10 protein-coding genes and 1 pseudogene are annotated in these 14614 nt (G+C 61.6%); 3 read left to right on the top strand and 8 right to left on the bottom strand.

Going from position 1 to position 14614, the window contains the following annotated elements; translation table 11 throughout:
- Positions 1 to 307, bottom strand: a pseudogene (locus tag ACTJGZ_RS13275) (hypothetical protein); the annotation flags it as partial.
- Positions 308 to 377: 70 nt separating this feature from the next.
- Positions 378 to 917: a SecDF P1 head subdomain-containing protein gene (locus ACTJGZ_RS13270; RefSeq protein WP_441663389.1), complete on the bottom strand. Its 540-nt coding sequence runs from the start codon at positions 915 to 917 to the stop codon at positions 378 to 380.
- Positions 918 to 1434: 517 nt separating this feature from the next.
- Here ACTJGZ_RS13270 and ACTJGZ_RS13265 point away from each other — a divergent pair.
- A complete protein-coding gene (locus tag ACTJGZ_RS13265) occupies positions 1435 to 2838 on the top strand; it encodes a hypothetical protein (RefSeq protein WP_441663388.1) in 1404 nt (467 codons plus the stop codon).
- Between the two features lie 289 nt (positions 2839 to 3127).
- Here ACTJGZ_RS13265 and ACTJGZ_RS13260 read toward each other — a convergent pair whose 3' ends face one another.
- From ACTJGZ_RS13260 to ACTJGZ_RS13235, 6 genes are all read right to left on the bottom strand, one after another.
- Positions 3128 to 4648: a surface lipoprotein assembly modifier gene (locus tag ACTJGZ_RS13260; protein ID WP_441663387.1), complete on the bottom strand. Its 1521-nt coding sequence runs from the start codon at positions 4646 to 4648 to the stop codon at positions 3128 to 3130.
- A gap of 77 nt (positions 4649 to 4725) precedes the next feature.
- Entirely contained in the window at positions 4726 to 6396 is a 1671-nt protein-coding gene (locus tag ACTJGZ_RS13255) for a hypothetical protein (protein WP_441663386.1), read from the bottom strand.
- 152 nt (positions 6397 to 6548) lie between these two features.
- On the bottom strand, positions 6549 to 7478 hold the full coding sequence (locus ACTJGZ_RS13250; protein WP_441663385.1) for a factor H binding protein domain-containing protein: 930 nt from the start codon (positions 7476 to 7478) through the stop codon (positions 6549 to 6551).
- A 229-nt stretch (positions 7479 to 7707) separates the two neighbouring features.
- Positions 7708 to 10368, bottom strand: coding sequence for a TonB-dependent siderophore receptor (locus ACTJGZ_RS13245; protein WP_441663384.1), 2661 nt, complete (start codon positions 10366 to 10368; stop codon positions 7708 to 7710).
- Positions 10369 to 10589: 221 nt separating this feature from the next.
- The gene (locus ACTJGZ_RS13240) at positions 10590 to 11591 is read right to left on the bottom strand and encodes a FecR domain-containing protein (protein ID WP_441663390.1); all 1002 of its coding nucleotides are present in this window, start codon (positions 11589 to 11591) and stop codon (positions 10590 to 10592) included.
- A gap of 7 nt (positions 11592 to 11598) precedes the next feature.
- A complete protein-coding gene (locus ACTJGZ_RS13235; protein ID WP_441663383.1) occupies positions 11599 to 12114 on the bottom strand; it encodes a sigma-70 family RNA polymerase sigma factor in 516 nt (171 codons plus the stop codon).
- A 533-nt stretch (positions 12115 to 12647) separates the two neighbouring features.
- Between ACTJGZ_RS13235 and ACTJGZ_RS13230 the strand changes: the two genes are divergently transcribed.
- Positions 12648 to 13823 (top strand): ABC transporter substrate-binding protein, encoded by a 1176-nt coding sequence (locus tag ACTJGZ_RS13230; protein WP_441663382.1) that lies wholly within the window; start codon positions 12648 to 12650, stop codon positions 13821 to 13823.
- Positions 13763 to 14614 (top strand): aliphatic sulfonate ABC transporter permease SsuC (ssuC, locus tag ACTJGZ_RS13225; protein ID WP_441663381.1); only part of this gene is annotated, 852 nt, incomplete at its 3' end. The genes ACTJGZ_RS13230 and ssuC, both read left to right, overlap by 61 nt.

The raw sequence follows: 14614 nt of genomic DNA, 5'->3' as shown, positions 1-14614 counted from the left end.
GCTCCACGCCCAAGGCGCGCCGCACCGCGATAGCCACCGCCTCCGGGCTGAAGCCGATCAGCGCGGCGTCCGGGCGCAGCGCCCGGCGTATGCTCGCAGCGATCTCTTCAGCCGATGCAGTGGCCAGCAAACCATCCAAAGCCTGCCTGATATCCGCCAGCGCTTCCGGCGGTTCCAGGAAAAAGTCCCCGGCGACACTGACGTTGCGCAATTGCCCGCCATCCACCTCCAGGTCAACCACCACCAGCTTGCCGCCGTGGACTTTGTACTCACCATGCATGGGTTCTGCCCCTGTTTTCAAACTCACGCGGGCGGTGCCGTCACCGGTCACCGCCCGCTCTCTACACACCCGGCAGCATTGCGCGCTCAGGCCCGGATCAATTTCCTCCCTGGCGCAGCAGATTGACGACGGCTTGCGCATCATCGACGCTGCGCATGGGAACATGCACTGCCGGTTTTTCGTAGGACGCTGCCACCTGCGGCACCGCGACCACCTGATCGTTGATCGTCAGCACCAGATAATTGCCTGCGGCCTGACGGCTGATGGCATTGAGCTTTTGCGCGCCCCGCTCATTGAAGTCAAAGCGCAGCACCACCTGGCCCTGCTGGCTCTTCAAGGGCACGATCTGCGTCATGTCCGCCTGCGTGAATACCGGCTGAGGCAAAGCATACACGCTGGTTTGCGGATCCAGCTGAATCTGCAGCAGGTCATCAGCGGGACGCGACTGCGCCAGGAAGAAACGGATCGCTGGCGCGTTCTGAGCCGCCGGCTGATCTACCGGCTGCGCCTCCGCCACCGGCTGAGCCTGTTGCGCCTCTGCAGACGGTGTGGTGTCCGGCTGCAGCGGCACGGTGCTCTGACACGCAGCCAGCGCCAACGCCCCCGCCACCGTCAGCCAAGGAAACAAAGGACGCATAGAAAGTTTCATAGCAGTCAGCCCCAAATCAATTGAACAACGGAAAATGTTAGAAAGACACCATATAACCGTACCTTGCCATGGCTGCTCCGGTACATCCAGACCGCCTTACATCTTCACACATAACGCATTATCCCTTTTTACCCAAAGACCGTCCTGAATCCCCCGGCCATTCTGGCCGCCGCCGCAGCCGCCACGCGCCCTCCGGCCTGCACCGGATCGGCTGTGCATGTGTTTGCAACATCAGCCTGCAAGCCGCAGCAGGCCTGGCTTGCCAGCGAGCGTGGAATCCCGCCGCTCCCGCCGAGATCGCGGATGCGGCAGGCAAAAACCGCTGTAGCATTCTGATACCATCGCGTGCCCCATGCGCCTGCTGCGCAAGCAGCCAAGGCCTTCTAAAATCGCGCTTGCTTGGCACCCGCTGCGCTGACCGCCCTTGCTCCGGCTCCCGGACAAGCGGCCTTCGTCCCGGCGCGCCAAGGCTGTGCCGAGCCTGAACTACTCCCTACGAGGATCTATGAAACTCTCCACTCCGCTTGCAGCGGTCGCCGGCGCGATCGTCGCGGGTTCCGCCGTCTTTTTCTACTTCCAGCAACAGCTCTCCCAGCAGCCGTCCATCGTGCCGCTGACGGTAGGCAAGCAAGTCTCGGGCGAACTGTCCAGCAAGAGCCTGCTGAACTACAGCGATGGCGTGCGCAGCGCGCTATTCAAACTGGAAGCGGACAAAGGCCAGCTGTTCCGCATCATCGTGACGGGCTCGCTGCGCCCGCAACTCAGCGTGCTGCGGGACGGCGTCATGGTTTCGCGCCTGAGCAACCCCTGCGACGATTGCTCCAGCACCAACCGCAATGCCAAAACCGTGCTGGGTTTCAAGACCGAAGCCGCCGGCACCTATGACATTGCCATCAGCGGCATGGACGCCAGCGCCTATGGCCCCTTCCAGGTCGAAGTGGAAAAACTCGAACCGTATTCCGGCGAGCCCATCACGGCCGGCAAGAGCATTGCCGACTGGGGCACCGGCAAGGTTCTGGAATACCGCCTGAATATTGCCGAAGACGGCATCTATCGCATCGACATGCGCGCGGCCCAGCAAGGCCTGGATCCTTTCCTGGTACTGCGCGACAGCGCGGGCGTTGACCTGTTCAGCGATGACGACAGCGGCAACAATTACGATGCCCGCCTGCAAGTGGCCCTGAAGGCGGGTAATTACATCATCGCCGCTGACTCTGCCATGGAAACCGAAAACTTCCAGGGCGGCTTCACCATTGACGTCGAACGCGTGGCCCTGCCCGAAGGGGAATTGCTGGAACCGAATGCCTCGCTGCAACTCAACGGCCCGGCGGCCACTGGCGTCTATACCGGCGACGCCCAAGCCTATTCTTTCCGCCTGGACCAGCCTGCCCTGGTGACGGTGGACCTGAATGCGGACGGCTTCCAGCCTGATGTGGAAATCACCGCCAACAACGGCAATTCACGCGGCAGCAGCAGCGGCCAGCGCAACCGCATTCGCAGCGTGCTGCAGGCTGGCACCTATCATGTCAACCTGAACGGCGGCGGCCAAAGCGGCCCCTACACGCTGGCAATCAAGACGCAGGCCGTGCCTGAGAATGCCGGCGGCGGCGTCCTGAAGGTTGGCGAACCGCGCCCGGCGCTGCTGCTGAGCAACAACAACGCGGATATCTACACCCTGGAAATCACCCAGCCCGGCAACTATGTCATCACCATGCGCGCACCTGACGCCGACAGCTATCTGACCTTGCAACAGGACGGTTCGACGCTGGCCGAAGACGACGACAGCGCCGGCAACCTGGATGCCCAGATCGTCACCGAGCTGGCGCCCGGCACCTACGAGATACAGGCCCGCACGCTGGGTGATACCGAGCGCGACCGCCGCTACACCCTGACGGCCCAACGCCGCTGATGCCGCCCAGGCTGCTCCGGCAGCCTGGCGCAGCAAGCATCAACGCCAGCCCCGCATCTTGCCGGGCTGGCATTTTTTTGCAGCGCCAGCTTTCTTTACCGCGCCAGCTTGATTCGCCGCATCCGCTTTCGTCACAGCATCCGCGCGGGTAAGACAGCATGCCCTATTGCGGCCCAGGCAAGCCGCGCCGGAGCAGCCCGGATCAGGCACCCCGCCCGCCCCGGTGCACACCGGCCCGCTGCGGACGCAAACCAAAGACACCTGCAAGGCTGCTACGCGCAGCCAGCACTTAGAAGGCTCGCTCCAGCCAAAGCGTCGCCGTCTTCTCGCTGCGCGGATAGGCATACAAGTTACTTTTGACACGCAGATAGCTGAGGTCCAGCCTGGGCGTCATCCCCAGCACTTGCCAGTCGCGCTGCCACAGCGAGACATCAGCCTGATATTCACGATCCCGCCTGTCCTGCCATAAAAACAGGCTATAGGGCGCATCAAAGCGGCGGCGCGTATAACGCAGACTGGCGCGGGCCTGCACGCCTTGGCCAAACTGCCGGAATGCCCCGACCTGCACAGAACGGCGCACCGAAGAAGCCTCACCGCTGCGCGCATCCTCGTCCTGCCAGGCCAGTCCGGCGAATAGTATGGACGCCGGTGACCACACATGCAGCACATTCATGGAGACTGAGCGGAGTTTGCCTTCGTAACCACGGTAGCGTGAATCCTGATAGCGCCGTTCCATCCAGGTATAAGCGCCCGAGACCTGCCAGCGCCCCGTCAGCCAGCGGCCATAATCCAGACTGATACCGTGGCTATCGCTATAGCTCTTGCCGCCTAGCCAGAGCTTGCCTAGATGGGGCGTCACGCCAAACCAGCTGTCGATGTCCTGATATTTGTAGCCCAAGCGGAAATTCGCCGCGAATTCGTTGTAGTCCGACTGCCTCCCATAAAGAGTGCCATGACTGCTGGCCTGTACACCCAGAAAATGATTGCCCGCCAGATTAAACTCACGCCCCGCCTGCACCGACCAGGCTGGCCCATGCCCGCTGTGCGGCAAGTCTTTACCGTCCTTTTCCATCTCCCAGAGATACAGCACGCCGTTTTCGTCGATATCGACCGGCATATAGAAAAACCGGTTATCCGTTGCGCTATTGACGTTGCTGGTCCAGCCATAGCCCACGGCATAAGCGCCCTCCCAAGCCAGGCGCTGCGCCAGCAAATGGCGGTATGCCATGGCGCTCGTCCTGGCCCCCTGCACCATGCGCATATCACGCAAGACGGCGGCAAACTCGTCATCCGCCTCCCGGTAAGCCTTGTTTTCAAACAGCATGGCCCCCAGATCCAGCCGCACATAACTGAGGTCGGGCTGGCGCGCCAGAATCGCCCGGTAGCGGCGTATGGCCTCGGCATGCCGGCCTTCATGACGCGCCAGCGCGCCCAGCACGTAATCCGCCAGAATCGGATCGGCTCCTGCCATCGCAGGATAAAAGTCCATCAAGCGGCCCAAGACCTGCCAGTCTTCGTTCAGCATGGCCTGATTGATGACCCGTTCCGCCAAACTCAGGTTGCCGCGCAAGTCCTCATCGGATACCTGCGGCAGCCCGGCCTGGCCCGCCGCCCCCGCTCCGCTAGGCCGGCCAATATCCGGACGCTGTTGCAAGGGCGGCAGCGGCTGCAAAATCAGCGTGTCGTCATAAGGCGCAAGCGGCGCGGCAACAGCAGGGGCAGCCGGCTGCGCTGCGGCCCTGGCCCCGCATAACAACAGCAACAGTCCCAACACCAGCGCGGCACGGGACCTCACAGACAGACGAGACATGAAAACAGCCTTTTGAACGCCAAAGGAAGAACGCCAGGTGAAGGGCGAATGGCACAACACCCGGCAATCCTCACGGTTTACTGCGCCACCGCATTCATCCGCTCGGAATAGATCTGGAACGGATTCCCATAGGTATCCTTGACCTGTACGGTTCCCTCAGGCGTCCCGTTGCTCAGATAAATGTCCGCGTGATCCTGGCCCGCATCTTCATGCACAGAAAGCAAAGCTTGCTGTTCACTAACCACGATGGGGCGTATCTTGGTCTTGAAGCTACGGCCTGCGCTATTTTTCAGTATCTGCGTGCCCGCGCGGCTGCCGTCACTGCTCCAGAGCGTGTTGTTATCCGAAAGAAACACCACCCTGTCCTGCAGCACCGACCAGCCATCTATCCGCTGCGCGGCAGCAAGAAATTCTGGCTTGGCCTGCTTGCCCGCCAGTTTCCAAAGCCCGGTCTGAGCCCCGTCGGTCGCCCAGAAGTACAGGGCACCCTTGAACACACCGACCATCTGCGGACTCGGCGAACCCGAAGGATGAATAGGCACCACGGTCGTCCCGGCTACCGTGCCGTCGGATTGCCACAGTTGGTAATCGTTGCCGGATGCGCTGGCGCTGAAATACAGCAGACCATCCAAGCCCATCACGCGGCCCAATGAAGGAATCGCTGGCGGAAATTCCTGCTGGCTCAAAGTCGTCCCGTCGTGCAGCCAATATTTCCTATCGGACGTCTGGAAAAACACGCTCTCGCCCAGCACATACAGCTCTCCTGAAAGCTTCCTGTCCAAAGCCACGGGCTCAGCGGTTTTGGGATCAATCATATAAACCATATTCTTGGCATCAAAGTACAAACGGCCGCCTGCTACCGCCGTCTTGCCCACCCGCTGCAGCTCCGCGCCGCCGAGGCTGACCACCTGCGTGCCCTGCTCCGTGCCGTCGGACACGAACAGCCGCGTCGTCCCCAATGAACCTAAGGGCGATGCGATGAAATACACCTTGTCCGCCAGGCGATGAAAATTCGTGGGCCTGGAAGAGATATCGTCGCTTTGCGTCGTGTTGATATCCTTGACCAGACGCAAGCCAGCCAGCGTGCCGTCCGTGGCGCGCAGCTCGTATCCGGTCGCGCTGTTGCGGTCGGCATCACGCCCTGACAACAAGATTTCATTGTTCAGCAACAAAGCTTTATTGCCCTCCGCACTGCTTCCGCTGCGGGAAATCCCGACATCTCCCGGCAGCCATCTGCCCTGGCTGCCATCAGCCTGCATCAACATCAGCCGCAAACCGGTTTCCGCGCGCGGCCCGTTTTCCTTGAGCAACGACAAGACAGCAAAGGCCTGCCGGCTGCATTGCACCACCTGTGTCGCATCTGCATTCAAGGCGACAAGCAGGCTGCCATCGGACTGCAACGTACCGCGCAACGGTTCGGCAAAAGCGCAGGACGTCAGATACTGGCTGCTTTCAGACAGCGCCGGCCGGCCCAGACTCACCGTGTAATGATTGGCCGGATCTATGGTCAGCCCGGCGCTGCCGCTCCAGTTCACCGTCTGGCTGCCATAGGTCAACGGAACCGATGCTCCTGCCGGCAAACCCTTGAGTTGCAGCGTCAAGGCGTGCTTGCCGGTGCCCGGTGTGCCTCCCCCTGTGCCGGGGTCACTGCCATTGCCTCCGGAACCGCTGTTTCCGCCATCGCTCCCCCCGCCGCCGCAGGCCGCCAGCACCAATGCAGCCAACAGGCTGACTGCCATTCCAGGCATGATCTGTTTCATGAAATGATTTTCTCCGTTATTACACTGGCAAAGCCCGGGCCGAAGCGCCAGGCATTCCGCCGCCGGCAGCCGGTCAGCGGCTATCGGCGGCACCGGGCAGCCACCGGCATGGCGGCTGCCCGGCATGACACCCGCAGGGCTTAATTGCTCCGCTTGCCGATAATGGCCACACCGCCAATACGCTCAGGCAAGCCGATCAGCGCGCCGGCCAGCTCTTCGGCCTGCGGCCCGTAAAGCTTGACGTAGTAGTTGGGGTCAGGGGTATAGCTGCTATCCAGCACAATGGCGTCATACAGCTTGGCGTGATCGCTGCTGGCAGCCGCCCCGGCCGTCACCGAACCCGTCAGGCTGGCCACGCCATTGCTGTCAGCTGTCAGCGCACCCGAATTCAAGGTGCCCGTCACGTCCAGGTTGTAGCTGGTCGCGGCAGAAAAATTGGTGCCCAGCTGGCCGTTGTATTTGCTGGCAATCGACCCGGGCACCATGATTTTGTCCAGGGAGAACGAACCTGAGCCGCTATTGTTCGCCAGGTCCACCACGTAGTTGAAAGTCCCCTCGCCAAAGTTGGAGAAGGTCACCCCTTCATAGCCATAGCTGCCTGCCGACGGCAGCGCAGTGCGCGCCGTGCCGTCACCCACGATGGCCTTGACGAAATGGATGCGGTCTTCCGCCTCATGGTTCGTCCCCTTGGTCAGATTGCCCACCACCCCGGCATATTCCTGGCGGTAAACCCGGTACACCACATTGCCGCCGGTCGTATTGTCGGATTGCAGATAGGTGTTGTTATTGCCCAGCTTGACCGTGCCGGTCTTGTTGTGCAGCGTGTCCGCCGTGAAATCGCGCAGGTCTATCGAATGCGCGGTCGGCGCGGCGGCGCCGCCGCCAGCAATGGCAGTCGCCGGACCATAAACAACGCCGTCATAGGTGAACGACCCCTTGAACTTCACATGATCGGCGCCGACCTGATGGGTATCGCTGAGATTCACGGTCAGGTCAGTCTCGGCCTGCGCGGCACCCATGGCGCCAGCCAGTACGGCGGCAAAAAGGGAAAGCTTGAAGACTTGTTGCATGACACCACTTCCTTTGCATATCAAGGTTGCTTGAATCCTGGCCCCCGCTTTGCGGGAGTCCAGACATAATCAAGAAGATGGCGCTGCCGGTACGTCCGGCCGGACACCATTGCTGCGCATGAACCTGCCAGCGCCGTCCTCTTGAATGGCGGCCCGCCCTGCCGGCCTTGCGCCTGCGGCGGGAAATACAGTGAAGGCCGCGGCACGCGGCAGCGGTTTCAAACGCGGCTCAGAAAGACAGGCTGATACTGGCCGTCACATTGCGCGGTGTCCCGAAATTGGCGCCGCTGGCATTGGTGAAATACACTTTGTCGAAGACGTTGTTGACATTCAGGCCCAGTGTCGCGTTCGGGTTCAGCCGCCAGCGCGCCATGAGATTCCAGAGCGCGTAGCTGCCCTGGTAAACCGGCACCATGCCTTTGTCGCTGGCCTCGAAATTGCTGGTCAGGCTGCCTGATTGCCAGGTCACGCCACCCCCTACGGTGAAGCGTTCGAGAAAGTCATAAGTTGTGAAAAGCTTGAACTGGTTCTTAGGGAAAAAGAACTGCTCGGCGAAATCCTCGACCGCCACGCCATAGGGCGGATTGTTCACATCAAAGGGCACTTTCTGATGCTGATTCACATAGCCCGCCATGATTTGCCAATGCGGCGTCACCTGGCCTGACAAGCTGAGCTCTACCCCATAGATCCGGTAGCCATCCACGCCTTCGTAGGCACGGTCCACATAGCCGATCACATCGGGATTCGTCACCCATTTATCAGTCGCAATCGGAAAGTTGTCCTGCGTCATGGTGAAGTAGGTCGCCGCCAGGTTCAGGCGGTCCTCGAAGAAACCGGCCTTGATACCGGTCTCGATGGTGTTGGCGCGCAAAGGCTTAAGCCAGACGCCATTGATATCCACGGGGTTGCTGGTGGTGGCAACATTGGGCTTTTCCACCCGCGCATAGCCCGCATAGGCGTTCATGCTGGGCGTCAACTCATAAATCAGCCCTGCATACGGTGAAAACGTGGTGTGCGTTTTCTGGTCTTGCATCCGCTCGCCCTTGCCATAGCGCCCGCCCACAATGACCTGCAGATGTTCCAGGGGACGCAGCCTCAAGCTGGCGTAAATCCCGTTCTGCTTGTGCTCACTCTGGTAATAGCCATTCGAATGCTCCCAGCTGTATCCGTACTTCTGGTAGCGCGCGTCTATCGGCGGGAGCCCGACATCGCCATCGTTCCACGCGCTGGGCCGTATCCACTGCCCCGAATTCCAGTACTGGGCATAACGCGGGTCATCCACATCGGGCAGCGTCGGCCACACCGGCCCAGGCGAGGTCAGGTAACCATGCTCATGGCGGCGCGACTCCGTCTGGTTGTAGCCCGCCACAAAATCGTGCCGGCGCCCCAGCAAGCCAAAATCCCCCTTCAGGTAAACGTCATAGGCTTTGGTGGCGTTCTCATATTTTTCACGCCCCCACACATAGCTGGCCACGTCATATTCCGGCAGATAGAACTGGCTGCCCATGACGCCATAGAACCTATCACTCTTGGCGCTGAAGTGGTTATAGCTGCCGACAATTTCCCAGTCGTTGGCAAAGACGTGATTCAGCGTGGCAAAAGTGTTGGAATAATAGAAATCGCGGTAACTCCACTGCGTGGCGTTGTTGTAGCTGCGCCCGAGATCACTGTGATACACATTGCCGCTGGGCGTTTTGGTGGGATCACCATAATTGGTGGCGCGCACCAGGCCATGCGGCCCGGCGCCGTCCAGCCGGCGCTTGAGCTGCGTCGCCCCCACGCTGATGCGCGTGGACGCGGTGACATCCAGTTCACTGATGGCATACAGCGCGTGGCCGTGATGCTTGACACGGTCCATATACGAATGGCCGCGCTCGCCGGTCGCCACGATGCGGGTGCGCCAGCTGCCGCTCTCGTTGATCGGCGTGGAAAGATCAAACTCGCCGCGCTTGTTGTCCCAGCTGCCATATTTCAGATTGGCCTGTATCTGCCGTTCCGCCAGTGGCCGCTTGCGGACCAGGCTCAGGCTGGCAGAGGGATCACCCTGCCCGGTGGTCAGCCCGCTGGAGCCGCGGATGATGTCAATGCGTTCATAGAGAAACGTGTCCTGAAAGCCGATAGCGGTGCGGTTGGAAGCATTGTTCTGCGCGCCGAAAGCCGCGCCGTCCGTCATCAGGCCGTCGATCTGGAAACTGTTGATAGCGAAGCCGCGCGAAAAATACTGCACTCGGCCCGCGCCCGGCACGCCATTTTCAAGCACCGTCACGCCAGGCGCATAGGTCATGACCTCATTGACGGTTGTGGCGTTCAAGTCCTCCATCAGCTTCTCGGTAAACACCGTGATGGTCTGCGGAGTTTCCTTGAGCGCGAGGTTCAGCTTGCTGGCCGAACTGCTGCGGCTGACGGTGTAATTCGTCGCGGATTCGTCGGCCGGCGTAAGCGCCGCTTCAACGGTAATCCCGGACAGTTCCGTGACCGAATCTGCGCTGGCCTGGGGCTGGCCGATGCGCCTCAGGCTATAGCGGTTGCCGCCTTCGGCCTGCGCTTCCAGTCCGGTTCCCTGCAGCAAACGCGCCAGACCGGCCGATACGCTGTGATTGCCCTGCAAGCCTGCCGTCTGTTTTCCTGCGGTCAGATCGGCAGCGCCAGACAGAAAAATTCCCGACACGGCGGCAAACTGGTTCAAGGCGGCCCCCAGGGGGCCGGCCGCAATCTGGTAGCTGCGCGCCGCAGCCTGTGGCGCGTTTTGCGCGTAGGCCGTCTCTGCCAGCGCGAACGGCCCTGCCATACCGCCAGCCAGCATGGCCAATACCAGCGGCCGCAATGCGCCGCGCTTCCACCCCAGGCCCGGACGCAACGCTGTGGCGCTGCCGCTTACGTCTGAAAACATGAACAGTCGTTTCCTAAAAGAGAGGATGATTGATTTTGTGTCTCAATACAGGAAACGGACATGACCCCATAAGGGGAACCTCAAGATACATAAAGTTACAAATAAGCCGGCATACCAAACAGCCGTCAGCTTGACCCGTATCATCGGGCGCCGCCGCCACATGAAGAAAAAAGGTGAAACTCCACCCTGCGCACAGGCAGACGAGATCGGCCAGCCGGGCCTCAGACAGCTTGCAGGCTGACCCACCAGGGCAAGGTATGCCTCACTTTGATGGGCAAGGCGGCTCGCAACAGCGCCAGCGACGCGTCCAGATCCGCCAAGGGAAACGTGCCCATGACGCGCAGGTTCGCAATCGCCGGAGAGACCGAAAAGTAAACGGAGTGATAACGCTGCAGCTCGTCGAGCAGCTCGCGCAGGCTGATGCTTGCGGCCTGGAAAATACCGCTCTTCCAGCCTTGGCGTGCCGCATCCAGAGGCGCGACGGCCGCAATATGGCGCTGGTCAAACCAGGTTTGCTCACCCGCCGCCACCACTCGCCGGGCGGCATTGCCCGCAGTGCGGATTTCCACCGCGCCCTCATACACCGCCAGCACCGTCTGAGCCGCTTCCTGCCTGACGATAAAGCGTGTGCCCAAGGCCCGCAGGCGCCCGTGATCGGTATCCACCACCAGCGGACGGCTATCGCTGGCGGTCTGAATGAAAATTTCACCTTCCCGTAAAACCAGGCGGCGCAAGGAGGGGGTGTAATCCACATCCAGCAAGGTGGCCGTGTTGAGCCAGACTCGGGTGCCATCCGCCAGCGCGATTTCCTTGATCTCGCCCTTGCCGGTGTGATAGTCGCAGAACTGCGCCCTGAACACCCGGGACGCTGGCGTTTCACGCCATACCGCCCAGGACATCAGTCCGAGACCCGGCGCCAGCATCAGGCCGCGCAACAGTTTCCGCCTGCGTATTTCAGGCCGTTTGCCGGCATGCACGGCGGCCAGCACCACGTCTCCGGGCTGACTACAGGCCCGCAGCGGCTGGAAGCGGCGGCTGATTGCCTCCATTTTCTGCCAGGCCTGACGATGCCCCGGCGCCTCCAGCCAATGCGCCCATTCCGCGCGTTCCTTATCAGAAACATCATCGGCCAGCAGCACCGCATACCACTGAGCGGCCTGTTCCAGGCTGCGGTGGTCTATCTCATGGTCTTCGGGCAAGGCCCTGGGCGCAGGCAGCAGCATCACGCTCTCAATCCGGCCAGCCAACCAGGGCGCAATGCAGCATGGCCTGGGCAATATATTTTTTCACCATCCGTTCGGACACCCCTAGACGCGCAGCTATATCGCGGTAGGCCATGCCCTCCAGATGAGCCAGCACGAATGCGCTGGCGGCTTTTTCCGGCAAACGCGCCAGCATGGCTGCGATCCCGCAGATGGTTTCGAGAATAATGGCGCGCTCTTCCGGCGACGGCGCCAGCGGTTCGGGCCTGGATGCCATGGCTTCGACCCAGGCTTGCTCCACCGCCCGGCGGCGCCAGAGATCCGTGCACAGATTCTTGGCCATGCGGCTCATGTAGGCGCGGGCGCCCTCGGCGTCATCAAAGCGGAGTTGCCGGCGCAACAGGATCAGGAAGACATCCTGAGCCAGATCGCAGGCATCCGGCGCATTACCCAAACGCCGGTGCAGCAGCGCCTGTAGCCAGGCCAGATGCTCGGCATACAACGAGGCGAGGTCGTCCTGATAAATATTTTGAGCTGCCAGCATAGGCCTACCGTAGGGTATCGAGTCCGCCACATGCATTGATGCGCAACGCATGAAATGCTAATAATTATTATTAATCAAACAAAAACTGTCAAACTTATTCGATCCCGGGAATGTCACCGCCGCCGCGCCGGAACAACATTTTCCTGAATGAATTCAAGCATCCAGGCCCTTCTTTCCACCCTCATTAGCGCCCGCCTTGCCGCCCCTGCCGCCGCCCTGCCGCTCCGCTGCATGCCGCCAGAGGGCTGGCGGACAGCCCTCTGGCCGATCCCGAATCGCCGTGCCAGCACGGCCAGCCCCCTCCTAGCTCAGGCAGGCCAGGCCGGTATGCCATTAGCAAATAAATAATCCGTCGTTCATCCCGGGACGCTGCATTTCTAGAATTCATTAACTGGCCCCGGGAAATCATCCGCCCCCGCTGCGATGGCAAGACCGCCACCGCCGGGATCTCTGCTGACTTCCTGACGCGCACGATTTGACTGCCTGCCTGGCTTGTCTGATGACAGGCCAGGCGTATCGAGAACCTCTTCGCCATGATTCTGAATCCTCTTTCGCCGACGGCTTCTTTCTTCCCGCGCCCGGCCCGCCCTGGCCGCTTGCCCCGCACTGGCTTGCGTCTGTTCGCCGGTATCCTGCTGGCAGCGTCCCTGGCCGCCTGTGACAACCACCAGCAGGCTGCGGTCAGCCCGGCTGGCGGCAATGGCAATACCGCCAGCGCCCCGTCCGCCAGCGCCAGCGCCACCAGCCCGGCCGGAGCCGGAATCAGCGCCGCGGCCCCCGCTGCCGCGCGGGCGGCGGGCGACCATACTCTGCGCCTGGGCTATATCGGACCGAGCCAGAGCATAGGTGGCCCGGTCGGCTGGGCGCTGGAAGAAGGCCTGCTGGCCAGCGCGCTCAAACCGCTGGGCTTCACGCAAATCACGGAACACATTTTCCCCAATGGCCCCGACCTGAATGAAGCGCTGCTGAGCGGCAAACTGGACATCGGCATTTACGGCGATACCCCTGCGCTCTTCGCCCGCTCCAGCGGCGGCGCCACTCGCCTGCTGGGTTTCAACGGCATTGCCAGCGACGCCTGGCTGGTCGTGCCCGCCAATGGCGTGGAAACCCCGGCCGACCTGGCTGGCAAGCGCGTAGGCCTGCCGCGCGGTTCCTATCTGCACCGCTATTTTGCCGGGCTGAAAGATCAGGGCGTCATCAAGGATGTTGAAGAAGTTCATCTGTTCCCGCGTGATGCCCAGCCCGCGCTGGAACGGGGCGATATCGCCGCCTACACCGCGCCGACCGGCCTGGGGCCGCAGCTCAAGGCGCAGGGCCTGAAAGTGATAGACCAGGCCAGCCAGCATGGCCTGGAAGGCAATTCGGTCATTGTCGCCAGCGAAAGTTTCCTGCAGGCGCACCCCGGTTTTGCCTCCGCCTTTGATCAGGCCCGCGAGCAAGGCGCCCGGGACCTGCACGCCAATCCTGATGCCTATTACACCTATTACCTGACCACCACGGCCTTTAGCGAACCGGTGGTGCGTGAATCCTGGCCGGTCAGCTCTTTCAACATCGAAGCCTATCCGCAACAAGGCCTGGATCTGCTGGAAGGCACCAAAGCCTTCCTGCTGTCCAACGGGCTGGCCAAACAAGACTTCTCCATTGCCGAATGGCAGTGGCAGGAACCGGCGCAGGCAGCGGAAACGGCCCAGACAGCAGGTACGAAGTGAGCCGGGCACCCCGCCAAACCCATCCTGCCGCCCCGGCGTTGCGAACGCTGTGGTGGCAGCTCATGCCCTGGCTAATTCCGCTGGTGACGCTCATCATCTGGCACTTTGCTTCGACCCGCGGGCTGGTGTCCGCCCGCCTCTTTCCGCCCCCGCTGGAAGTGCTGCAAACGTTTGTACGCTTGGTGGCCAGCGGCGAACTCTGGCATCACATCGGCGTCAGTTTCATACGTGCCGCCGCCGGTTTCGCGCTGGGCACCGCATTGGGGCTGGCGCTAGGCCTCCTGACCGGGCTGTCGCGCACCGGTGAGCGCCTGCTCGATACGACGCTGCAAATGCTGCGCAATATCCCGTCGCTGGCGCTGGTGCCGCTCGCCATCATGTGGTTCGGCATAGACGAAACCACCCGCATTTTCCTGATTACTTTCGCCGCCCTGTTTCCGGTGTACCTGAATACCTATCACGGCATCCGCTCCCTCGATAGCGGGCTGATCGAAATGGCGCGCAATTACGGCCTGAGCGGCTGGCGACTGCTGCGTTATGTCGTGCTGCCCGGGGCGGTGCCGTCCATTCTGGTTGGCGTGCGCTATGCGCTGGGCGTGTCGTGGATTGTGCTGATCGTCGCCGAAACCATTTCCGCCAAATCCGGTGTCGGCTACCTGGCCATGACTGCCCGCGAATTCCTGCAGACCGACATTGTCGTGCTGTCCATCATCATTTATGCCTTGCTGGGCAAGAGTTCCGATTGGGCCGCGCGCCTGCTGGAACGGCGCTGGCTGAAGTGGCACCCATCC

This window comes from Kerstersia sp. (genome assembly GCF_052103615.1).
Taxonomy (GTDB): Bacteria; Pseudomonadota; Gammaproteobacteria; order Burkholderiales; family Burkholderiaceae_B; genus Kerstersia.
The sequence above is the reverse complement of the archived record's forward strand: the minus strand, read 5'-3'. Positions and strand labels throughout refer to the sequence as shown.